The organism is Acidianus brierleyi (assembly GCF_003201835.2).
Lineage (GTDB): Archaea > Thermoproteota > Thermoprotei_A > Sulfolobales > Sulfolobaceae > Aramenus > Aramenus brierleyi.
Genome location: NZ_CP029289.2, coordinates 237,184 through 257,142, shown reverse-complemented (window position 1 = coordinate 257,142; position 19,959 = coordinate 237,184). Strand labels below are relative to the sequence as shown.

Here is a 19,959-nt window from a genome sequence, read left to right as displayed (position 1 = left end):
ATTCTCATTACTCTTTTAGCAAAGTTTAAATATTTTAAATAAATGAGTCTAAGTGATAGCTATGTCAGAATACGATATGATAATAGTCGGTGGAGGTCCAGTAGGACTCTTTGGAGCATTTTATGCTACTTTAAGAGACATGAAAGTTTTATTAATAGATTCTCAAGACGAGTTAGGAGGACAATTAGTTACTTTGTATCCAGAAAAAATAGTTTACGATGTAGGCGGATATCCAGGAATTCTCGCTTACGATTTAGCAATAAAGTTAGTTGAACAAGCAAAAATGTTTTCTCCAGATATAAGAACAAAAGAGTGGGCTGATATTCTAGATAAAACTAGTGACGGAATGTATGTAATAAAGACTGATAAGGGAAATCAATTTAAAACTAAAACAGTTTTACTAGCTATAGGTCTAGGTAGATTATCTCCTAGTAGATTAGGAGCTAAAGGTGAATTAGAATATGAAAACAAAGGAGTATATTATACCGTAAGAAGGAAAAAAGATTTCGAAGGTAAAAATATCCTAATTGTAGGTGGAGGAGATTCAGCAGTAGATTGGGCATTGACTTTGGCTCCGGTAGCTAAGTCTGTTACCCTAATACATAGAAGAGATCAATTTAGAGCTCATGAGAGAAGTGTAAAAGAACTTTACCAAGTAGCTAAAGTCTATACATGGCATGAATTAAAGGAAGTTAAGGGAGATGGCCAAAGAGTTACTCAAGCTACAATATTTGACAATAGAACAAAAGACGAGAAAACTATTGATGTAGATGCCGTAATAATTAGTATAGGACATAAAGGAGATCTTGGAAATATTCCTAAATGGGGGATAAATATGAAAGGGAGAGATATATTAACTAATACGAAAATGGAAACTAATTTACCTGGTATATATGCTTCTGGAGATATTGCACAAGTAGAAGGTGCACCAAAGTTAGCATTAATAGCTGTCGGATTCGGTCAAGTTGCTATAGCCACAAGCGTAGCTAAAAAATATATAGATCCTAATGCATCAGTATTTGCAGGTCATAGTTCAGAAATGGATAAGTTTAAGAAACCATGATGTGCGCTAAAATAAAAAGACGGGAATTTGATAAGATAAAATCTAAGCTAAATGTTGATAATAATTTTTCATTTATTTTTGATGATGAGTATATATTGATTCCAATAATGTCTGCAGATAAATCAATTGAAATAGTCGAATGTAATCCTTCGCCTAAGAGAAAAACACCTAGACTACATGATATAATTGACAATGCTTCTAGCTATTATATCATAGGTGACATAGCATTGGTAAATGTAAAAAATCAAAAAATTGACTTTAATCAACTTTTAACAGCTATATTGTCCATAAATAAGAACGTTAAATCAGTTTTTTTGAGAAAAAAAGTAAAGGGTGAATTAAGGATCAATGACATAGAATTTATAGGAGGAGAATATAAGACAAAGACTATATACAAGGAGAATGGAGTAAAGTTCGTCGTAGATATTTCAAAAGTTTATGTTAATCCATCATTAGCTAATGAGAGATTAAACATAAGAAAAGAGGTCAATGATAACGAGAAAATACTTGACGCATTTGCTGGCTATGGTGCTATATCGCTGAATTTGGCTAAGAAAGATGTATATATAATAGCAGGAGATCTTAACATTGATGGGTTGTTATTACTTAAAGAATCTTTGCAAATAAATAAAATATATAATATAGATATAATAAATTATGATGCAAGATTTTTACCATTTAGAGATAAAGTATTCAATAGGGTTTATGGTGATAACCCTACTATGATAAAAGATTTTATTCAAGAGCTATGTAGAGTAACTAAAGAAATCTTGGAAATTTATATTCTGAGTGATGAAAATGAGCTAGCACGTCTTAATGCTTTCAAATGGATTAAAATTAATGACTATTCCAAGAATCTCTTCATTTTTAAGGGGTATATCAGATGTAACAATATAAACTAAACCATTATGTTCATTTTGAAGACCTTTTATTATTTCCCTTTTTATATCAAACGCGGATTTATTGGAGTTTATAGCTAAAGTTGCATCTGAAATGAAACTAGATTTTCTTATTATCATCTTGTTTTTATTACTTAACGTGAGTTTTGATGAACCTCTAGCTGAAATAATATCGAATATTCCACAGACATTAATTACAATATAGATAAAACCTTCATTCTTAATCATTCTCTTTATATCGTCTTTTAAATCATTCACGCCTTTGTCTGCATATATTCCTATTATACAATCCCCTCTTGGGGTTAGATAAGTATCTTTTGTAAATTCTAGAGTAGTTTTATGAGTACCTTTTACGTTCTTATGTCCCCTTATCTTTAGGAAATCAATCGCTATCAATCTTGCTCAATATAAATGTGTATCCCCTAACTTCAATAAGTTTTGCGTTTGCTAATTCGGCTATTTTTAGTGCAATCTCTTTCCTATTTTTATCCTTGCTTCCTATTTTTATCTTTATTACTTCATGATCTTTTAATCTTCTCTTAATCTCGTTTATTATTCCTTCAGTGATTCCGTTTTTCCCTATTCTCACTTCTGCATTCTGAGCTCTTATTTGTTTTATTTTCTCTGAGTTCATATCTTCTTATCCAACCACATATTAAGCACGTTCTAATTAAAACCTTTCTTCTTATTCTTCTTCTTTCTGTAATACCGGGGACTAGGGGAACATTACAACGTCTACAAAATTTTCTTTTATACTCTATAGGTAACTTAATTTTTCCCTTAGCCGAATATTCTCTAGCTAATTTGATATATTCTCTAGCTAAATCAATTTCTCCTTCATATACTAAATCTACTGCCATGTCTATAAGATCTAGTGATCTAGATTCGACCAATTTTTTCATTAATAATAAGATTTATTTTTAACTTTTAACTCTTAAGCTTGGTTAACCTAAAGTGAAGCTTAATCTTATTTTGCTTGATTCTTCATTAGAACTTGTACCAAAGGTAATTAGGAATCATCCTAGCGTTATAAACAACGCAAAGAAAAGAAATAAAAAACCTTGCGAAGTATTATTGGACGTTTCATTACATTATTTTGCCATGAAAAATCTTCCTAATTCAGAAAAAAGAGGTCGGCCTGACATAGTACATTTAGCTATGATCATGTTCTTAAGTGAGTCTAATATCAAGGGAGATTTTTATATTCATACTATCGATTCAAAAATTATAAAGGTTAATAACAATATGAGACCGCCAAAAAATTATGATCGATTTGTCAGTCTAATGGAACAATTATTAACAATGGGTAAAGTTCCACCTAATTCAGATAATCCTTTAATGGAAGTTACTAGTTTACAATTAAAGGATATAGCAAAAAAATATAATATTATATTATTAAGCGAAAATGGTAAAAAAATTAAACCAGAAAAAATATGTAACGATATTACTGAAGATAAAATTGTAGGTATAGGTGCGTTCCCTCACGGAGAATTTTCTAAAGAGGTTCTGGATTATGCTAGTTTTATCTATTCGATTAGCTCATATGTTTTAGAAACTCAACAAACAATTTGTAGACTAATTTCGGCATGCAATGAAATATTAGGTTGGCCTTGAATATTTTGCTTTAACGAATATTATTCCTCCTGGTGATGTAGTCATTTCAATAACCTCAAATGAATATGCTTCTAAAATTTTTTTGAATACTCTTCCTGCGCATAAAGTAGATTCTATATTGAATCCTGTTCCAGTTAATCTTATATCTATAGAATCTCCTGATCCTTTCTTAACGTTTATGTCCTTTATAGGTAATACACCTCTTATTTCGGAATATAAATTGAGTAAATCTTCAAAACTTGATGCTCTAGACTTTAGATATGAAGATAGTTGCTCTCCAGTACCATCGCATATATCTTGAAAAGATTTACTATCCTTTTCATAAGCTAACTTTACTAAATTTTCTATATACCATGACGGAATGGGAATTATATCTAGATCTTTAGTAATTTTATACATCTCTACCAAGTTTTGTAATGTAGTAGAGTCTTCCCCACTTTTAAGTAATTCTAATATAGCCTTTAATGCTATATTCGTTACCGCAAATATAGTATATCCTCTACTTTTTACTTCTTTTTCAAGTTCCTTTATTAATTCGGCATCTGCAGCTATGTTAACTCTTGCCAACTAAATCCCACAAATGTGAATACATTAGTATATAAAAAAATCTTCTTATTTTAGTTTATGGATGATATACTGCTAGATCAAATATTATAAATAATATTAAAGCAATAATAAATCCTCCTAAATACCAATTGCAATCTTTAAATAATGACTTTATTAAATCACTGAAACTATTTATTTCTTGCTTTTTGTCTTCTGCCATATACATCATTAATTATAAATTAATTATAAATTTAACTTTCTTTATTTCCGCTTTTGTCTTTGTGGAAATAAGGAACTAAAGGCTATGTTTACAAAAACCATAAGATGCTAATTTATTGTTTATTGATATTAGAGAATAGACTTATTTTAAAACTATTAAGTGGTTCAAAATACTACAAAACTATTAATCAATTATTGAATATAGAAGCAAAGTTCAGTTTGATATATCTATAAAAATTCCTAAAAAATATTTTAATCTATATAGATAGCGAGATTTTTAAATAGATTTTGCTCATATATATAGTGGAGAGTGATGAGAATTGCTTCCTTTATCCAAGTTAAATTCCGCATCTAGAATATTTTTAGTTTCTGGTATATTAATTTTTCCTATATCCGTTTTGGAAATATATTTTGGTGAAAAATATTCTTCTTCGTTATTAGTAGTCGATTCGTATCACGGTTTCATTGACGCAACAAGTGCAATATTATTTTCAGTATTACTAAAGATAATATATAGAAAAAGTAAAAGATTTCCATGGGGATTATATAATCTGGAAAGCCTAGCAATATTAATGTCGTCTGCAATTATAGTATTTCTTTCTATGACTTATTTATTCCAAGGATTACATGCTAGTTATGATGTTCCAGATTGGCTAGCGTCAATTATCTGGGGTTCATCGATAATAACGTTAATTATATATTACATGGAACGAAAATACCGATGGATAGAAATAGTAAGAACAGATTTGGTTCATAGCAAGCTTGACATGCTTATGGAAATAATAGGTGGTATTGCTATACTATCTCAAAACTTTTATTTCAATATGGCCGTTATCTTGAGTATAATTGGATTTATATTAGCAGATACAATAAGGCAAGTGAAAGAAGCTATTTTATCTTTAATAGGAGCTAGTTGCGATTGTCCAATTAAAGATAGAATATACACTATTTTGAAGGGATTTGGCATAAATGTCTCTAACGTGTATGTAAGACGATTGGGCTCGTTTTTCATGGTTTATGTAGTAGTCACTATGCCTTCTAGAACTGAACTAAGAAAAGTTTATAGAATAAGGAAAAAGATTAGTAGAATTGTGTATTCTTTTGATTCTGTAGCATTAGTAGACGTGAAGATAGTTCCTCAAAAAGTTAAAAATACTTTAAAAATAGATATAAAGTCAAATGTATCCAAAACTAGTAACGATAATAAAGCTAATGCGGTCGTTAGGTCCAAATCTTGATATTATTTCAAATGTAATTAGAGATAGTAAGAAAAATATAGAAAACGAATTATTAAAAATTAATAATCTATATTTTACGCCTATACCAAGTTTTGGAATATTTAAATTAAATCTAAATGATAAGTCATTAATAAGGAAAAATCTTAGGGAAGATTTTTGTCTGTCTATATCTAGAGAAGGATTAAAAGTAAATGAATTCATAAACTACTCAGGAATACCAGAAGCTTATGACTTTATTACAGATGAATGGGATTTACATATGGACATTAAAGCCGAAGGAATAAAGCCATTTATACAATATGAAGATAATGCAGAACCACTTCTATATTCTTCGTTAAGATCTTTTTACTCTTTTAACGATATTCTTAAAACGTCATTAAATTATGGCCTTATAAGTGGATTTATAATAGATTATGGAAAAAGAGACTATGTTATTGATGTTTTTACTACTGAAAAAGAGGTCAGAGAAAGATTAGAGTATATACCATTTATAAGATATTCTATTTCTCTAGATTTAGAATCTAATAACCTCTTCATAATAGAGCTTTTAATTTCAGATAAAGATTTGTTATTTATTTTAGAACTTTTGAAAGAAATGAGACAATATATTGATATTCTATTTACTCTTAGAAAACCTTACTATTTTAATGGCGTTATTTAAATTACGTCTAGTTTAATTACTTTTGGTAATATACCTTTTTCTGCAGTTAACTCATAAAACTTCCGCATACCGTCTATTACTTTATCTGTAGGTACATTATATTCTTGAATATCTGCCCAAATAGTTTTTTCCACAATTTCACTGTCTAAGTTCGCACCTTGTGCATTCTTCATTATTTCTATATCCTTTGGTATTATTTCATTTAAATGTTTCTCAGCATATTTCTTGCTTTGCTCATACGTTTCTTTAAACTTCATAGCCAGATCTTTTCCGAGGTCCTTATTTATTACTACCATTCCCATAGGCATTGGAGAATTATTAGAAATATTCTTCCATAAATCCCACATACTACTTATTACAAACGGCTTTATACCTAGTTTCTTCATAGTGTACATCATTTTTATTTCATGAACTGCTACTAAGACATCACCTTCTTTTCCCAAACCTTTAATTTCGTCTAAAACTCTCTTTATTATAACTAATTTACCGTATTTCCCAATTAACAGTCTGTAAAGTGTAAATGCGCTAGTATTTTGTCCGTGTACAATTAGCCTAGCTTTCTTTAGATCGTTTATGCTCATTTCATTTACAGCTAAAATAGGCATACCGGTTATACCATCTACAGCAGAAGCTACTGCATTACCCAAGATGTAATAATCTTCTTGAATATATGGGTACATTGCAGCAGAAGGTACTGATACATCAACCTCATGTTTTAATACTTTCTCATTAACTTCTTGTACTGTAGGAATTACTTCTATTTCTAAATTAAATCCACTTGGCTTTATTATGTCTTCTATTAGGGGTATAAACGGATATAAATCGCCTGAATCTGCTAATGCACCAACTTTTATTGTTACCATGATTAAAAGAAATTAAGCAGGATTAAAAATGTTAGTTTCGATAGGCAGTACTAATCCTACTAAAATTAACGCAGTTAAGAGTGCTCTTCAAATTATAGGATTAGAATATGATTTAGTAGCAGTTTCTGTAAGTTCAGGAGTATCTAATCAACCATTTTGCGATGAAACTTTTGTAGGAGCCAGAAACAGAGCTATACGATCACTTTTAGAGGCTCATGCAGATTTAGGGATCGGAATAGAAGGAGGAATATGTGTTGAAAAGAATAGGCTAGTCGCTTTTGCTGTAGTTTACGCTGTTAATAAGAATGGTAAAGAGAACTTTGCTAAATCTGCTTCTTTTACATTACCAGCTAAAATTGCCGAGTTAATATATAGAGGAATTGAACTGGGCAGTGCAACAGATTTAGCTTTTTCTACCCATGATTCTAAACATAAATCAGGTGCAGTAGGCATTCTTACAAAATATATAGATAGAACTAGACTTTATGTAGATCCTGTTATAATGGCTTTATACCCGTTTTATAACAGTATTGATTAATTTATAAGTATCTACAGAGCATATGAAAATCTTAATACTTGGAGCTGGATACGCTGGTTTAACTGCTGCCTATAAACTAAGAAAATTTACAGACTTTGATATATCCATAATATCAAAGTCGAGAATTGTAAAGGAGAATACAATATTTCCAGCTTTACTAACTGATGATGTTAAGATAGAGGATACAGAATTTGATGCATATAAGGAGGCATCAAAAAGGAAAATAAATTTTGTAGAAGCTGATATTAACGGAATTTTTCCTGAATCAAATGAAATTAAAACATCAGTAGGCAAATTCGACTATGATATTTTATTTATAGCGTTAGGAGGTGCATATGAAGAAAACTTTAGTAAAATTCCTGGTCATGAATTTGCTTTTATGCATCATACATTAGAAGGTTTTCTAGGTCTTAAAAACGCTTTAGATAAAATGGAAGATGGAGTTAGGGTCTTTGTGGGTAACTCACAAAATAGTCCTATAGAAGGTCCATCGTATCAAGTAGCGTTAATAGCAGAGTATTTAATGAGGAAAAAAGGAATAAAGGGAGAAGTTTATTTATCTACTCAAAGTCCAAAAGGAGTTTTCGGTCCTATACCAGAAACTTGGATATCAGAGGCTGCAAATAAATATTTCGAAAAAAGGGGTATAAAGATTCTAAAAGGCAAAAGCGTTAAGGAAATTAGAAAAGATAAAGTAATCTTTTCCGATAATACAGAAATATACGCTGATATAAAGTCTGTTTTGCCTACTTTAAGCGCTCCCGATATAGTAAAATCTGCTAATTTAACTGATAGTTCTAATTTTATTAATGTTTCTATACCGACTTTTAAACACATCAATTTTAAGAATATATTTGGACTAGGAGACTCAGCTAAGAGTATGGTACCTTCTAAAACAGCTAGAGGTGCTATGATTTCTGCTGAAAATGCAGTATCAACTTTATTACACGAAGTAAAAGGAATAGACTTACCTTATTACTCACAAGGTATCCTTTGTATGATGATTGGTGGAGACGATGGAGGTATCTTAAGATTTGATAAAAACAATAATACAACTAAAATTATATTAGATTTTGGCAAAATTTATCTGAATGCTAAAAAATTATACTCTAGATTTTTAGTAAATAGAGCTTTTGATGTATCATATCACGCAGCTTTATCATTTAACTATTCTTTTAAATAGCATGCCGATTTCTGGTAGTTTTACAACATCATGTTCATTGGGTCTAGGTACTGTAGATAAATAGACACCGTAATCTTCGTGGTCACAAAAACTACTCGATTTTGGCTCCCCATATGGAGAGAATACTATAAAATCATCAGCCTTATTTATAAGTTTCTTTACTGCATCATCTAGTTCTTTATATATTTCGCACTTATTTTCCTTATTAACATGCAGTAATCTATCTAGAGCTGTAATACTAGCTATTACTGGTCTGTCTTCTAGTTCTTCTAATACTGCTTCTACTACTTTATTTATCTCATCTTTAGCTGAAAGTCCATCTCCATATGGTAAGTTTACTTCTCCATAAGTTGGGTTAGTTATAGGTAAATTGATAGCTACTGCATTAGTTTCTTTTATCAATAATGGTGTTTCTTCCAAACTTTTATAGAATTCATTTCCTCTTACATCTTGCATTTGCAAGATAGACATCCAAGATGAGGCAGGATGCTGAGGACTTCTATTAACTACAACTCCTCTAAATGTACTACTAAATAATGCTAAAAGATATCTAGGGTTACATTTCATAAAGCTAGAATAGCTAAGTCCATCTATTCCCAATAAAAGTGGTTTCATTTTTCTCACTCAATGAGTTGTTTTAACCTAATTTCTATTTCTTCCCTTGGAACAGCGCCTATTACCTCATCTACAGGTTCTCCATTTTTGAAAAATAACACTGTTGGTAAACTCATTACACCATATCTGGCTGCTATATCTTGACTCTCATCAGAGTTAAGCTTGCCAAATCCTACTTGCGGATAATCTTTAGCTAATTCCTCAATTATTGGTGCTAGCATTAAACATGGAGCACACCATTCAGCCCAAAAATCTACAACAGCTACCTTGTGAGATTTTACGAATGAGTCAAAGTTGTTTGAATTTAAATGAGCTACTGGCTCTTCTTCTGTTTTTTCTGGTTTATTTTCTTGCATATTATTATTCTCGCTAACCATCTGTTTAAGTTTTTCCTTTAAGAGCTTATCAAGTTCAGGATCGTAATCGCTGCTCATAATTTATACTATGATTTGATGTTTAAAAAGTTTATATTGGAAAAATTAAAGATAGCTATATGTATGACTTTGCAATTATTGGTGGGGGAATCACTGGATTACTAGCAGCCTATTATATAGGCGGGAATACTATTGTGATAGATGATAATTCTGGTAATTCGAGAGCTAGTCTTTGGAGTATAATTCCACCACTATGTGGAAAATTCTATAATCAGTGTATTGATGCTGAGAAATATTATAGTGAATTATGTGATAATTTTCATGTTTATTGTAAAAGGACTCACATAATAAGATATTCAGATAATAAAATAGGTGGAAAGGAGATAGATAAGACTGAACTAAGTAGAATTGAGCCTAATCTAAATTTAGATAATGCAGAATATTATGATAATGGATTTTTTGTTGAAGGAAACGAGCTTATAGATAAACTCTCAGAAAAAGTTAAGCTGTATATAACTAGAGTAAAAGAACTTAGAATTAGTAACAATAACGTTAAAAGTATACTTACTACAAATGGTGAAATTTCGGCCAAAAATATTATATTAACTACTGGATATAAAACTAAGTCTTTATTGTCTAACATAAATATAAATTTATACAAGGGTCATCTTTTAATTCTAAATAAAGTTGGATTAAATGGAATATTAATTTATAAAGACAGAATAGCCGTAGAAGGAAATAATCTTTACATTAATGGGGATTCAAATAATGATACTACCAAAAACATAAACTATGATGAAGTTAATAAGAGTGTACAAAAAATTGGAGAAGTTTTACCAATAGATACACATAAATTTTCAATAAAAGTAGGTTTTAGGACTATTTCTGATAATGGCGATCCTATTATTAAAAAAATATTTGATAATACAGTTCTGGTAACAGGCTATAAATTTGGTTTTGCATTAGCTCCAATTCTAATAAGCCAAGTAAAAGATCTATTATAGTTGGGAGACGATTTTAATTGAACATAGAGATAATAGTTTCAGAAAAAGACCCAGTAGGGAGAACGGCTAAGAAATTGTTTGATTTTAAAGAAGTAAAGGATGATGTAACAGATTTTACTTATAATGATGCAGATGCTATAGTTATACTTAGTAGGCACGAAAGCTCATCACATATACCAGCATTCACTGTACATTACCCTGGTAATCCTTCTGAAAAAGCTATGGGAGGTCGGCCTAAAACTTTAGGAATAGCGTTTCCTAGACTTTTAACGTCTATATATAGAGAAATGCTTAAAATTAATGTGAATATAGACAAAGTGATAGAGGCCACACATCATGGCCCTACATTAAATAAGCCAGTGGTATTTGCTGAGATAGGAAGCAGTGAAGAATATTGGGAAAATGAAAAATTAGTAAAAGAGCTGGTAAATTCAGTAGTTAACGGTATAGATAAATATCAATCTATATCATGCGAAAAAATAGCAGTTGGTTTTGGTGGCCCTCATTATGCTACATATTTTAGCGAACTAGCCAAAAAATATTGTATATCTCATATTATATCAAAACACTATTTAACAGAATTAGATTCGAACATAATTAATCAGGTAATACAAAATAGTATTGATAGAATTGATACCATAATATTCGATAGTGTAAACCGTAATTTACGTCAAAAAATAATGTCAAGTATTAATAGTAATAATATATCTATTGAGTTTAGATAATAGGCTCTGGGATATAATCGGTGAACCTATAGAGTGTATTTTAAACATATTCTTATCTTTTTCGAATTCTACAGTAGTTATACTAGCGTTTGGTAATGAAATTCCATACGCTGATAGATCGTCTAAATCTAAAATATATCCTATTAGTGCTCTTATAGGATCATAATGACTTACTACTACTATTGCGCAATCATTGTCAGCGAGCGAATATACAAATTCTGATAGTCTTTTTTTCATTGAATCCCAGCTTTCTAAACCTTTAACTTCTATTTGCCCTTTTGTTAACTTCAATTTCCAATGATCATTTGGATCAAATTTCTTATTATTTAATTCACCTAATCCCCTTTCTCTAAGTCTATCATCTATTATGGGTATTATTCCAAGTTCATTTCCTATAATTGATGCAGTCTGATATGCTCTAAGCACTGGGCTTGTAAAAATCTTCGAAATTCTTATTTTTTTCAGTTCATCAGCAGTCTTCTTAGCTTGTAATTTACCTTCATTAGTTAAAGGATAGCCATTAATATCATGTGATAAAATTTTGTTAACATTAGATTCACTTTGTCCATGCCGTATAAAGAGTAGTAGGACCATTTTTATATTATCACTGAACTTCTTTTTAAGTAAACGTTAATAAAACTTAAATATGATGTGATTAAAAGTAAATATCGTGGGCTTATTTCATAGAAAGCAAAACAATAATAATGTAGACTCAAAGCCTTTCAAGATTTTATACACGTCTGATATACATGGTTCAGATATAGTTTTCAAAAAGTTTCTAAATGCTGGTAAAATGTATAAAGTAGACGCATTAATTATAGGCGGAGATTTGGCAGGAAAGGCATTAATTCCCATAATAGAATTAGGTGAAGGAAAATATGAAGCTGATGGAAAAACTGTGGGTAAAGAAGGTTTACAACAAATTATAACCGAGATCAGAAATGCTGGAAATTATTATATAATAACTGATAAAAAAGATGTGGAAGTTATGCAAGATGATAAGAAAAAAGTTAATGAAGCTTTTAAGACGGCTATCTCAGAAGTATTAAGAAATTGGATAAAGATAGCAGATGAAAAACTATCAGATACAAATATGCCCTTATATTATAATCTAGGTAACGATGACCCTGAATACATGTTTGATGTTCTATCTGAAAGTGACAGAATGATAAAGACTGAAGGAAAATTGATTCAATTAGGAGATTATGAGATGGTATCTTATGGCTACGTTAATCCAACTCCTTGGAATACTCCTAGAGAAATGAAAGAGGAAGACTTGTATGTGAAATTGAAGGAAGAAGCTGAAAAAGTATCTAATCCAGAGAAGGCAATATTTAACTTTCATGCACCTCCTTACGGTAGTAATTTAGATAATGCTCCATTGCTTGATAAAAATTTGAAGCCAGTAGTTAAAGGTGGAGAAATAGTTATGACACATGTAGGTTCTACTTCAGTAAGGAAAATAGAGGAAGAATACCAACCATTATTAGGTTTACATGGACATATTCATGAATCTAGAGCTTTTGACAAGGTTGGAAGAACTCTTGTATTAAATCCAGGAAGTGAGTATGGAGAAGGTATTCTACACGCTGTATATATAGTCTTAGAAGGCAACAAGGTAAAAGCACATCAGTTTATCATAGGGTAAAGTTTTTATCTTATTAGAAAGAATTTGATTTATGTCAACTAAAGTTTCACAAGTTGCAACAACAAAAATCCATTTTGTTAAAGATACTGATACAGTTAGCTTTGCAGCTCAAGAGATGAAAAAATTTAATCTTGGTTCTCTTTTAGTTCTAAATTCGGAACAAGTGGTTGTAGGTATAATAACTGAAAGAGACTTAGTTAAAGTAGTAGCTGATAGAAACATTGATGCTAAAGTATCAGAATACATGACTAAAGATGTTAAAGGAGTTACTGAAGATACAACTGTAGCAGAAGCGTTAAATATAATGCTTGAAAATGGATTTAGACATTTGCCTATAATAGAGAAAGATGGAAAAGTATATGGAATAGTTTCTATACGCGATTTAGCTAAAGCTGTTCTAGATCCACATTTTTTACAGTTTGGCAAGGAATGGACAGAAGTTAAGGGAAGCGGCGTTATATGCCCAGTATGTGGTATGGAAATAGATGAATATGGATATTGTGGATGCGGAACAGGGTCTGGCTAAACTTTTTTAATAGGTTATAACTGTTTTCTACTTATGATAATATTTTATGCTATAGGGGAAAAAGATAGGGCAAAAGAATTAGTTAGAATAATAACAAAAACAAGATGGAAGACCATATCAAAACATTCTATAAAGATATCTAGTTCGTCTATAGGTCCGTCTATAGTTATTTTTAAACCTACATTAGCAGGTTTAGCAGTGGCATTATGGTTAAAGTCTAAGGCAGAAGAGTTAGGAATGACAACAGCAGTAGGATGGTTCACGCCAATTACTAGTATTCCGCAACAAGTTCAAGATGCAGTAAATACAGATTTAAATAAAATACTTATGAAGAGACTTGAGGTTCCATGGTCTCCTTAACAAACTCAACATTTTCATCGCTTTTTGTTATTATTATATAGTCAGTTACATCGGCTAGGTAATTGACTAATCTATCAAATCTTTTTTGATCGAATGTCATAAATGATTCGTCTACTATGAAGAATGGCGTCTTGAAATATGATTTCAGACCAGTTATTACTAATATTAGCGCTAAAGTAGTCCTTTCTGAAGATGATAGTTTCTTTAAATCTAGTGTAGCGCCATTTCTCTTTACCACTAGCTGATAATTATCATTAATTTCAGCTTCCAAATCAAATTCTAATTGACTTAGTAACTGATTTGAAATTTTCATAAATTCTTCTCTAGCTATTGTTAATCTTCTTATATATTCTTTCTTTAGATCTTCGGATAGTTTTTGTAAATCTTCAATCTCTTTTTCCTTTTCAGAAAGTTTTTCTAGGAGTGCATTAGGTACTCCAAGCAATGAAAGTTCATATTCGAGCTCTCCTCTCTTTTTCTGTAATTCATGAATCCTTCTAGTAGGTTCATCCTCGACTTCAACTACTCTGAGCATATCAGAGCTTCTACTAAATCTATCTTCCATCTCTCTTTTTTGTCTTTCATAATTTTCTATCTGAGTTTTTATTGCTTCTATTTTATCTATAAGATCTTGTCTGGAAGTTCTTAATTTAGCTACATCATTTTGTAATGCCTCTATTTCCTTGATTCTCCTGCTCAATTCATCCTTCTTCTTTGATAATTCTTCTGACTCTTTCTTAATACTATCAAAACTGGCCATTTTTTCTCTTAACTCTTTTGATATAATATCGCTTCTTACTTTCCATGCATCAGGATCTACATGACTTCCACATACGTAACAAGTGGACAATTTTTTCTTTTCTGATTCTTTTATTTCATCAAGGACTCTTTCTAATAGTCTTATTTCTATTTCAGTATCATTTCTCAAGGAGGATTTTCTTTGTAATTCTTCATCGATCTGGGCTATTTGATCTTGGAATGATTTTATAATTTCAGGTTTTATCATACTTTCTTTTTGTTGGATCTCTAATTCTAATTTAGTGAGTCTTGTTTGAATTTCGTTAAGTTCGTTTCTTTTTGCGTTTATCTTATCTATGATTTCATTTAGTTTGTTCTGTCTTGTTGTAGTAATAGCATGCGTAGTCTTGTTAAGGATTTTATCACTTTCCTTTTCTTTTTCTAATCTAGCTATCTCGTCGTCTATATTTCTCATTTTTGCCTTAAGATCCAATGCCTGCTTATATTTGTCATTTAATTCTTCTCTTTCCTTCTGTAAACTCGAAAGTTTAGTTTCAACCTCTTCCTTCTTCTTCTTTATCTCATCTATTTTTGATGTTGATGATATAAACCACTCTACGTTTTCTTGCCCGCCTAAGACTTGATTTAATAGCTTATTCTCTGGTGAGAAATATGATAATAGCAGGGCTCTATCATCATCCATGTAAAGTTTGGAGCTTTCCAACAATTTATTTCTTATTCTTTTAATTCTTCTGTAATATGATTTCCCTTCATATTCTAACTCAATATATCCATTATCTGCAAATACATTAAGTAACTCATCAGGTTTTATGCTAGATGTTAATAGCGATAGTAATGCTCTAGCTATTGATGTTTTACCGTATGCATTTGGTGCTTTATATACGCTGACACCTTTTGAAATTTCTACCTCTAACGGATTAACTATACCACCGATATTATATACTTTGAACTTCATCTAGATAGTGTATTGAAATATAATTAAAAAATCTTTTCCATGAACTTACACCATGTATACCTCAATATTTACCTGGTTAGCAATATAATGGCAAGTTACAACTGTGAATGGTTTTGATTCTTCACTCTGCTGTCTTGCCTTTAAATTATTGAATATAAACTAAACAGCGCAATAGGAAATAACTTTCCATATGATAATTCAAAATATATTAAATGATATTTTTAAACATAAATATATATTAATGGTAGAACTATCCTTCTAGATAGGCCAAAATCATAAATATTGATCTATCTTTACTCAATTTATGGCTAGAAATGTAATATTAGATTCAGATACGGCTAGCGATGACACTATAGCAATTCTATTAGCTTCTAAACTTTTCAATTTAGTAGGAGTTACAATAGTTTCAGGAAATGTAAACTTTGAACAAGAAGTAAAAAATGCACTTTTTACTTTAGAATATTTTAATATGGACGTTCCAGTATTTATGGGAAGCTCTAGACCAATATTAGGTATTTGGAAAACAGTGGAGGAAGTTCATGGCAAAAAAGGTATGGGAAAAATAGAGCATTTAGAATCTAATAGGAAGGCAGAGAAAGAGCACGCAGTAGATGCTATAATAAGATTGTCAAAGGAGTACGATAACCTAGAAATTCTGGCGGTATCTCCCCTAACCAACTTAGCATTGGCCTATTTGAAAGATCCATCAATTGTTCAACGAATAAGAAAGGTCTGGATAATGGGTGGAGCATTTAGTAGAGGTAATACAACGTGCATAGCAGAGTTTAATTTTTGGGTAGATCCAGAAGCAGCAAAGATAGTGTTGCACGCTGGCTTTGATATTACTATAGTACCCTGGGAAGTAACTGAAGATGCTGCCTTTATAGATGATAACTTATGGAATAAAATTGAAAAATTAAACACTAGATCCTCTAATTTCTTTGTTTCAGTAAATAGCACTTTAAGGGAATATTCTAAAGCTCATGGTGCTCCAGGAAGTGTTCAAACAGATTCTTTAACAGTTTATTTAGCATATGATAATTCTTCTATATTAAAGTCTAAGAAATATTTTGTTGATGTAGAAACTTGTTCAATATCAAGGGGAGCAATGCTGATAGATTTTTATAAAAACTCTAAAAGAAAGTGTAATGCAGAAATTGTTCTAGAGGCAAATAGAGAAAATTTTATAAAAACGCTCTTTAATGTTCTTTCAAACTAGAGCATTCTGCATAAGCTACAAGGCTTAAGTTAATCACTTTTATTCCTTTCTCATTTAATTGTTCACTTATACTTTCCAAATTTACATCCATATCAATTATTTCGTTAGTATCTATGCAAAATACATTTATATGTGGTATTCTTCTCATCTCGTACCATGTTATTCCGTTAGCTTCAAAAGAATTTATTATTCCAGATTTTTCTAGAACGTCGAGCGTATTATATACAGTAGATAAACTTATGCTAGGTTCAGTTTTTTTCAGTTCCTCAAAAATTTGCTCTCCGTTGAAATGCCCACCTCTATTTAGGAGTTTTAAGATAGCAATTCTTTGTGGAGTTACTTTCAATCCCTTCTTTCTCAATAATTCAACATTATCAGTTTCCATTCTATAGCTACTATTATCTTATAGTAATTTAAAATTTGCCATTAGCGTTACGAAAGTTATTTTAACAGTCTTTAGGTTAGATATTATTATGAAATACATAGTTGATATAAGTGTAGAACCTATAGGAACTGGAACTACAAGTATATCTAAATATGTAAAAATAGTCTACGATGTGCTAAAATCAAAGGGAATAAAATTCTATCCAGCTCCTTCTATGACAAGCTTAGAATTAGATGATATTACTCAATTAGGGTATATTTTAAAAGATATTGATGATGCTTTAGCTTCTGAGGGTATTAAAAGAATAGTTAGTTTTATGAAGATAGATGATAGAAGAGATAAAGAAAACTCAATAGAGCATAAACTAGAAGTTATAAAAACCTAAAAGGTAGAAGTATACATTTTTATTTCATATAGATATCTTCTAACTTTATCATCTAATAATGCTTTTACGATATCTGTAGTTGTAATTACTCCAGAAAGTGTACCGTCTTTTTTAACAACCGGTATACCTTTAATTTTTCTTGATGCCATAAGTTTAGCAGCATTAGACAAGTCCTCTTCTTCGTCTATTACTATAAGATTTGGGCTCATTACATCTGCAACCTCTATTTTTACATCTTTATATTTTATTATGGGAGCCATATACAATAGATCCGTAGTAGTTATAGTTCCTTCTATTTTATCATCAAAAACAATAAGTCTACTCAGATTTTTTTCTAAAATGATTTTTATTGCGTTGAATAAATCTTCCTTAGGACTTACAGTAATTGCAGGTGCTGTCATATATTCTGATACTTTCTGAAGACCTTTTATTTGACTGGAATAGAAACTATTAAGGTCGCTTTTTATTATCATTCCAATATACTTATCTTCATCAGAACATACTATAAGAAGAGGCTGTTTTTTATCTATTATTACTTGTGCAGCTTCTAGTGGATCTATTGATTGATTGACACAAATGAAATCCTTTCTCATAGCTTCTGAAATAAATATATCTTTTAGGTTTCTTTTCTCTGATTTTTCAAAAAGAAATCTTATGATGTCCTTCTGTGTTAAAAAACCAAGCGGGTATTGTTTCTCGTCAGTTACTACAGCTTTTGGTACAGATTCCATTATCATTACTTTTATTGCGTAAAGTATCGAATCATAAGGACGTAAAATTACTGATTCTCTAATTATTCCCATATTTTGTTTATAGATATCAAAGCTTAAAAAATCATTCCAGTTTTTTAGTTAATTATTTAGCAACTTCTTTACTATTCAAATACACCTTTTTACAATCATTTGATGCTATAGTAAAATTCGTTAATAACTTCAAATGATACTTCTTCAACTTTGCTGTAAACATAGAAGTTTAGATAATATTATTAAATCATTTCTATCAACTAAGAATTTCACTTGAAATCGTAAGACTATTGAAGTAATACGTTTCAATAGCTCTATAGTAATTTGCAAGATATTAATTCTAGTAAGTTATAATATTATGTATGGAGGAGTTTAGGCTGAAAATATTAGATGTCTTTCTTTCTTCTAAAATAAAGAATTATGAACAAATTGAATATGAGGGAAAAAGTAGGAAAGATTCTTGTGCATACTTTACCAATGGTTTCTGTAGTAGAATAAATATAAAAGAAAATATAGTTACTATTTGGAGGTCTGAGAATAAGATAAATCCTCATCCAGTACTCTGTTTTATATGTCCTTTTTTCTCCATAAGGAATGAAAATTTATATTCAATAACAGATTTGCTAGAGATATATTCGTATTATGAGAAAATAAAAAATAATATAGTAAAAGAAATAGAATATATAGAATCTCGATTAAATGAATTCATGTATAATTCTTCTTCGCTAAAGAGAAGGAAAGAAGAATTAATGTATTTTCTTAATGAAATAGAAGATAAGCTAAATGTAACACTAATACTTATTAAACTTTCTATAAAACAAGATAATAATGGAAATATTTAATAATCCTAACGAATATAAGGGTTGGTATATAAAACACATAAAAATCTATAATACTGAAAAGAAAGCAGTGGAATTACTAAACTTAAATGACTGCCTAGATATAGGCTCTGGACCAGCAGTGTTTCATGAAGTAATGAAAGGTAGAACAATTTCTATAGATATTTCAGAATTCATGCTTAAAGACGTTGAGAATGATAAAATAGTAGCAGATGCTTTGTATCTTCCTATTAGAGATAATGCAGTAAAATGCGCTTTCATATCAGTAACAATATGTTTTATAAGTGATGTAGAGGCATTTATAAGAGAAATTTGGAGAGTAGCTAATGAGATTAATACATGTATAGTAGCTAAGGATTCACCGTGGGGAGAGTTTTATGAAGAATTAGGTAAGAAAGGGCATAAATACTATTCTAAAGCTCATTTTATATCAAAAGATGAACTTATTAAATACATTAGTAAATATTACAGAATAATTAAAATAATATCTACACTCACGTATTCTCCTTTTGATCAAGAAAAAGAAGAAGAGCCAAGACTAGATTCTAGCGGGTCTTATGTATGTGTTAAAGGTATAAAAGCTATCAATAGCTAAAAA

At 30.3% G+C, this 19,959-nt stretch carries 28 protein-coding genes; 16 read left to right on the top strand and 12 right to left on the bottom strand.

Going from position 1 to position 19,959, the window contains the following annotated elements; translation table 11 throughout:
* Window positions 1-61: 61 nt before the first annotated feature.
* Both DFR85_RS17215 and DFR85_RS17210 read left to right on the top strand, forming a co-directional pair.
* On the top strand, window positions 62-1,063 hold the full coding sequence (locus DFR85_RS17215) for an NAD(P)/FAD-dependent oxidoreductase (protein ID WP_110271740.1): 1,002 nt from the start codon (window positions 62-64) through the stop codon (window positions 1,061-1,063).
* 107 nt (window positions 1,064-1,170) lie between these two features.
* Entirely contained in the window at window positions 1,171-1,965 is a 795-nt protein-coding gene (locus tag DFR85_RS17210; protein WP_432417926.1) for a class I SAM-dependent methyltransferase, read from the top strand.
* Here the strand turns inward: DFR85_RS17210 and DFR85_RS17205 are convergent.
* Genes DFR85_RS17205 through DFR85_RS17195 form a run of 3 tightly spaced genes read right to left on the bottom strand, consistent with a single transcriptional unit; the run spans window position 1,867 to window position 2,864 of the window.
* Window positions 1,867-2,358 (bottom strand): DUF371 domain-containing protein, encoded by a 492-nt coding sequence (locus tag DFR85_RS17205; RefSeq protein ID WP_110269346.1) that lies wholly within the window; start codon window positions 2,356-2,358, stop codon window positions 1,867-1,869. The genes DFR85_RS17210 and DFR85_RS17205 overlap by 99 nt on opposite strands.
* Window positions 2,345-2,596 carry a YhbY family RNA-binding protein gene (locus DFR85_RS17200; protein ID WP_110269345.1) on the bottom strand — a complete coding sequence of 84 codons (252 nt, stop codon included), beginning with the start codon at window positions 2,594-2,596 and terminating at the stop codon, window positions 2,345-2,347. Before DFR85_RS17200 ends, DFR85_RS17205 begins: the two co-directional genes overlap by 14 nt.
* Window positions 2,523-2,864 carry a ribonuclease P protein component 4 gene (locus DFR85_RS17195; protein ID WP_110269344.1) on the bottom strand — a complete coding sequence of 114 codons (342 nt, stop codon included), beginning with the start codon at window positions 2,862-2,864 and terminating at the stop codon, window positions 2,523-2,525. The genes DFR85_RS17200 and DFR85_RS17195 overlap by 74 nt, the downstream gene beginning before the upstream one ends.
* 52 nt (window positions 2,865-2,916) lie before the next feature.
* Here DFR85_RS17195 and DFR85_RS17190 point away from each other — a divergent pair, with 52 nt between their 5' ends.
* Complete coding sequence (locus DFR85_RS17190; protein WP_110269343.1) at window positions 2,917-3,576, top strand: 16S rRNA methyltransferase; 660 nt, start codon at window positions 2,917-2,919, stop codon at window positions 3,574-3,576.
* On the opposite strand, the gene DFR85_RS17185 is transcribed toward DFR85_RS17190, so the two are convergent.
* Together DFR85_RS17185 and DFR85_RS17180 are read right to left on the bottom strand one after the other, a co-directional pair.
* Window positions 3,562-4,143: a hypothetical protein gene (locus DFR85_RS17185; RefSeq protein ID WP_110269342.1), complete on the bottom strand. Its 582-nt coding sequence runs from the start codon at window positions 4,141-4,143 to the stop codon at window positions 3,562-3,564. The genes DFR85_RS17190 and DFR85_RS17185 overlap by 15 nt on opposite strands.
* A gap of 55 nt (window positions 4,144-4,198) precedes the next feature.
* Window positions 4,199-4,342 (bottom strand): hypothetical protein, encoded by a 144-nt coding sequence (locus DFR85_RS17180; RefSeq protein ID WP_168367096.1) that lies wholly within the window; start codon window positions 4,340-4,342, stop codon window positions 4,199-4,201.
* Between the two features lie 319 nt (window positions 4,343-4,661).
* Here DFR85_RS17180 and DFR85_RS17175 point away from each other — a divergent pair, with 319 nt between their 5' ends.
* Entirely contained in the window at window positions 4,662-5,579 is a 918-nt protein-coding gene (locus DFR85_RS17175; protein WP_110269341.1) for a cation efflux transmembrane domain-containing protein, read from the top strand.
* Entirely contained in the window at window positions 5,521-6,240 is a 720-nt protein-coding gene (locus DFR85_RS17170; RefSeq protein WP_110269340.1) for a hypothetical protein, read from the top strand. Before DFR85_RS17175 ends, DFR85_RS17170 begins: the two co-directional genes overlap by 59 nt.
* Here the strand turns inward: DFR85_RS17170 and DFR85_RS17165 are convergent.
* On the bottom strand, window positions 6,237-7,103 hold the full coding sequence (locus DFR85_RS17165; protein WP_110269339.1) for an MqnA/MqnD/SBP family protein: 867 nt from the start codon (window positions 7,101-7,103) through the stop codon (window positions 6,237-6,239). The two genes, DFR85_RS17170 and DFR85_RS17165, sit on opposite strands and share 4 nt — an antisense overlap.
* Before the next feature lie 28 nt (window positions 7,104-7,131).
* Between DFR85_RS17165 and DFR85_RS17160 the strand changes: the two genes are divergently transcribed.
* Both DFR85_RS17160 and DFR85_RS17155 read left to right on the top strand, forming a co-directional pair.
* Window positions 7,132-7,641, top strand: a complete 510-nt coding sequence (locus DFR85_RS17160) for a DUF84 family protein (protein ID WP_110269338.1) — start codon at window positions 7,132-7,134, stop codon at window positions 7,639-7,641.
* 22 nt (window positions 7,642-7,663) lie between these two features.
* Window positions 7,664-8,824 (top strand): NAD(P)/FAD-dependent oxidoreductase, encoded by a 1,161-nt coding sequence (locus tag DFR85_RS17155; RefSeq protein WP_110269337.1) that lies wholly within the window; start codon window positions 7,664-7,666, stop codon window positions 8,822-8,824.
* Here the strand turns inward: DFR85_RS17155 and DFR85_RS17150 are convergent.
* On the bottom strand, window positions 8,801-9,439 hold the full coding sequence (locus DFR85_RS17150) for a hypothetical protein (RefSeq protein ID WP_110271739.1): 639 nt from the start codon (window positions 9,437-9,439) through the stop codon (window positions 8,801-8,803). The genes DFR85_RS17155 and DFR85_RS17150 overlap by 24 nt on opposite strands.
* A gap of 5 nt (window positions 9,440-9,444) precedes the next feature.
* Complete coding sequence (trxA, locus tag DFR85_RS17145; RefSeq protein WP_110269336.1) at window positions 9,445-9,873, bottom strand: thioredoxin; 429 nt, start codon at window positions 9,871-9,873, stop codon at window positions 9,445-9,447.
* Between the two features lie 59 nt (window positions 9,874-9,932).
* On the opposite strand from trxA, the gene DFR85_RS17140 reads away from it, so the two are divergent.
* Both DFR85_RS17140 and DFR85_RS17135 read left to right on the top strand, forming a co-directional pair.
* Window positions 9,933-10,817, top strand: a complete 885-nt coding sequence (locus tag DFR85_RS17140; RefSeq protein ID WP_110269335.1) for an NAD(P)/FAD-dependent oxidoreductase — start codon at window positions 9,933-9,935, stop codon at window positions 10,815-10,817.
* Window positions 10,818-10,834: 17 nt separating this feature from the next.
* Complete coding sequence (locus DFR85_RS17135) at window positions 10,835-11,542, top strand: D-aminoacyl-tRNA deacylase (RefSeq protein ID WP_110269334.1); 708 nt, start codon at window positions 10,835-10,837, stop codon at window positions 11,540-11,542.
* Here the strand turns inward: DFR85_RS17135 and DFR85_RS17130 are convergent.
* Window positions 11,501-12,136, bottom strand: coding sequence for a 2,3-diphosphoglycerate-dependent phosphoglycerate mutase (locus DFR85_RS17130; protein ID WP_110269333.1), 636 nt, complete (start codon window positions 12,134-12,136; stop codon window positions 11,501-11,503). The two genes, DFR85_RS17135 and DFR85_RS17130, sit on opposite strands and share 42 nt — an antisense overlap.
* A gap of 76 nt (window positions 12,137-12,212) precedes the next feature.
* On the opposite strand from DFR85_RS17130, the gene DFR85_RS17125 reads away from it, so the two are divergent.
* The 3 genes from DFR85_RS17125 to DFR85_RS17115 are packed head-to-tail and all read left to right on the top strand — an operon-like array spanning window position 12,213 to window position 14,076.
* Complete coding sequence (locus DFR85_RS17125; protein ID WP_432417920.1) at window positions 12,213-13,190, top strand: metallophosphoesterase family protein; 978 nt, start codon at window positions 12,213-12,215, stop codon at window positions 13,188-13,190.
* Between the two features lie 31 nt (window positions 13,191-13,221).
* Entirely contained in the window at window positions 13,222-13,716 is a 495-nt protein-coding gene (locus DFR85_RS17120; RefSeq protein WP_110269331.1) for a CBS domain-containing protein, read from the top strand.
* Window positions 13,717-13,749: 33 nt separating this feature from the next.
* Window positions 13,750-14,076 carry a hypothetical protein gene (locus DFR85_RS17115; RefSeq protein WP_110269330.1) on the top strand — a complete coding sequence of 109 codons (327 nt, stop codon included), beginning with the start codon at window positions 13,750-13,752 and terminating at the stop codon, window positions 14,074-14,076.
* Here DFR85_RS17115 and DFR85_RS17110 read toward each other — a convergent pair.
* Window positions 14,042-15,790 carry an archaea-specific SMC-related protein gene (locus DFR85_RS17110; protein WP_110269329.1) on the bottom strand — a complete coding sequence of 583 codons (1,749 nt, stop codon included), beginning with the start codon at window positions 15,788-15,790 and terminating at the stop codon, window positions 14,042-14,044. The genes DFR85_RS17115 and DFR85_RS17110 overlap by 35 nt on opposite strands.
* 304 nt (window positions 15,791-16,094) lie before the next feature.
* Here DFR85_RS17110 and DFR85_RS17105 point away from each other — a divergent pair, with 304 nt between their 5' ends.
* On the top strand, window positions 16,095-17,009 hold the full coding sequence (locus DFR85_RS17105) for a nucleoside hydrolase (RefSeq protein WP_110269328.1): 915 nt from the start codon (window positions 16,095-16,097) through the stop codon (window positions 17,007-17,009).
* Here the strand turns inward: DFR85_RS17105 and DFR85_RS17100 are convergent.
* Window positions 16,990-17,394: a Fur family transcriptional regulator gene (locus DFR85_RS17100; protein WP_110269327.1), complete on the bottom strand. Its 405-nt coding sequence runs from the start codon at window positions 17,392-17,394 to the stop codon at window positions 16,990-16,992. The genes DFR85_RS17105 and DFR85_RS17100 overlap by 20 nt on opposite strands.
* Window positions 17,395-17,482: 88 nt before the next feature.
* Between DFR85_RS17100 and DFR85_RS17095 the strand changes: the two genes are divergently transcribed.
* Entirely contained in the window at window positions 17,483-17,779 is a 297-nt protein-coding gene (locus DFR85_RS17095; RefSeq protein WP_110269326.1) for an MTH1187 family thiamine-binding protein, read from the top strand.
* On the opposite strand, the gene DFR85_RS17090 is transcribed toward DFR85_RS17095, so the two are convergent.
* Window positions 17,776-18,582, bottom strand: coding sequence for a CBS domain-containing protein (locus tag DFR85_RS17090; protein ID WP_110269325.1), 807 nt, complete (start codon window positions 18,580-18,582; stop codon window positions 17,776-17,778). The genes DFR85_RS17095 and DFR85_RS17090 overlap by 4 nt on opposite strands.
* Before the next feature lie 302 nt (window positions 18,583-18,884).
* On the opposite strand from DFR85_RS17090, the gene DFR85_RS17085 reads away from it, so the two are divergent.
* Together DFR85_RS17085 and DFR85_RS17080 are read left to right on the top strand one after the other, a co-directional pair.
* Complete coding sequence (locus DFR85_RS17085) at window positions 18,885-19,364, top strand: hypothetical protein (RefSeq protein WP_110269324.1); 480 nt, start codon at window positions 18,885-18,887, stop codon at window positions 19,362-19,364.
* Window positions 19,351-19,956 (top strand): class I SAM-dependent methyltransferase, encoded by a 606-nt coding sequence (locus DFR85_RS17080; protein ID WP_110269323.1) that lies wholly within the window; start codon window positions 19,351-19,353, stop codon window positions 19,954-19,956. The genes DFR85_RS17085 and DFR85_RS17080 overlap by 14 nt, the downstream gene beginning before the upstream one ends.
* Window positions 19,957-19,959 lie beyond the last annotated feature (3 nt).

What these genes read in the sequence shown, in the direction of transcription:
- DFR85_RS17215 (WP_110271740.1), top strand. Translation starts at nt 62, where the DNA reads ATGTCAGAATACGATATGATAATAGTCGGTGGAGGTCCAGTAGGACTC.
- DFR85_RS17210 (WP_432417926.1), top strand. Translation starts at nt 1,171, where the DNA reads ATGTCTGCAGATAAATCAATTGAAATAGTCGAATGTAATCCTTCGCCT.
- DFR85_RS17200 (WP_110269345.1), bottom strand. Translation starts at nt 2,596, where the DNA reads ATGAACTCAGAGAAAATAAAACAAATAAGAGCTCAGAATGCAGAAGTG.
- DFR85_RS17195 (WP_110269344.1), bottom strand. Translation starts at nt 2,864, where the DNA reads ATGAAAAAATTGGTCGAATCTAGATCACTAGATCTTATAGACATGGCA.
- DFR85_RS17180 (WP_168367096.1), bottom strand. Translation starts at nt 4,342, where the DNA reads ATGGCAGAAGACAAAAAGCAAGAAATAAATAGTTTCAGTGATTTAATA.
- DFR85_RS17170 (WP_110269340.1), top strand. Translation starts at nt 5,521, where the DNA reads ATGTATCCAAAACTAGTAACGATAATAAAGCTAATGCGGTCGTTAGGT.
- DFR85_RS17165 (WP_110269339.1), bottom strand. Translation starts at nt 7,103, where the DNA reads ATGGTAACAATAAAAGTTGGTGCATTAGCAGATTCAGGCGATTTATAT.
- DFR85_RS17160 (WP_110269338.1), top strand. Translation starts at nt 7,132, where the DNA reads ATGTTAGTTTCGATAGGCAGTACTAATCCTACTAAAATTAACGCAGTT.
- DFR85_RS17155 (WP_110269337.1), top strand. Translation starts at nt 7,664, where the DNA reads ATGAAAATCTTAATACTTGGAGCTGGATACGCTGGTTTAACTGCTGCC.
- DFR85_RS17150 (WP_110271739.1), bottom strand. Translation starts at nt 9,439, where the DNA reads ATGAAACCACTTTTATTGGGAATAGATGGACTTAGCTATTCTAGCTTT.
- trxA (WP_110269336.1), bottom strand. Translation starts at nt 9,873, where the DNA reads ATGAGCAGCGATTACGATCCTGAACTTGATAAGCTCTTAAAGGAAAAA.
- DFR85_RS17140 (WP_110269335.1), top strand. Translation starts at nt 9,933, where the DNA reads ATGTATGACTTTGCAATTATTGGTGGGGGAATCACTGGATTACTAGCA.
- DFR85_RS17130 (WP_110269333.1), bottom strand. Translation starts at nt 12,136, where the DNA reads ATGGTCCTACTACTCTTTATACGGCATGGACAAAGTGAATCTAATGTT.
- DFR85_RS17120 (WP_110269331.1), top strand. Translation starts at nt 13,222, where the DNA reads ATGTCAACTAAAGTTTCACAAGTTGCAACAACAAAAATCCATTTTGTT.
- DFR85_RS17115 (WP_110269330.1), top strand. Translation starts at nt 13,750, where the DNA reads ATGATAATATTTTATGCTATAGGGGAAAAAGATAGGGCAAAAGAATTA.
- DFR85_RS17110 (WP_110269329.1), bottom strand. Translation starts at nt 15,790, where the DNA reads ATGAAGTTCAAAGTATATAATATCGGTGGTATAGTTAATCCGTTAGAG.
- DFR85_RS17105 (WP_110269328.1), top strand. Translation starts at nt 16,095, where the DNA reads ATGGCTAGAAATGTAATATTAGATTCAGATACGGCTAGCGATGACACT.
- DFR85_RS17100 (WP_110269327.1), bottom strand. Translation starts at nt 17,394, where the DNA reads ATGGAAACTGATAATGTTGAATTATTGAGAAAGAAGGGATTGAAAGTA.
- DFR85_RS17095 (WP_110269326.1), top strand. Translation starts at nt 17,483, where the DNA reads ATGAAATACATAGTTGATATAAGTGTAGAACCTATAGGAACTGGAACT.
- DFR85_RS17090 (WP_110269325.1), bottom strand. Translation starts at nt 18,582, where the DNA reads ATGGGAATAATTAGAGAATCAGTAATTTTACGTCCTTATGATTCGATA.
- DFR85_RS17085 (WP_110269324.1), top strand. Translation starts at nt 18,885, where the DNA reads ATGGAGGAGTTTAGGCTGAAAATATTAGATGTCTTTCTTTCTTCTAAA.
- DFR85_RS17080 (WP_110269323.1), top strand. Translation starts at nt 19,351, where the DNA reads ATGGAAATATTTAATAATCCTAACGAATATAAGGGTTGGTATATAAAA.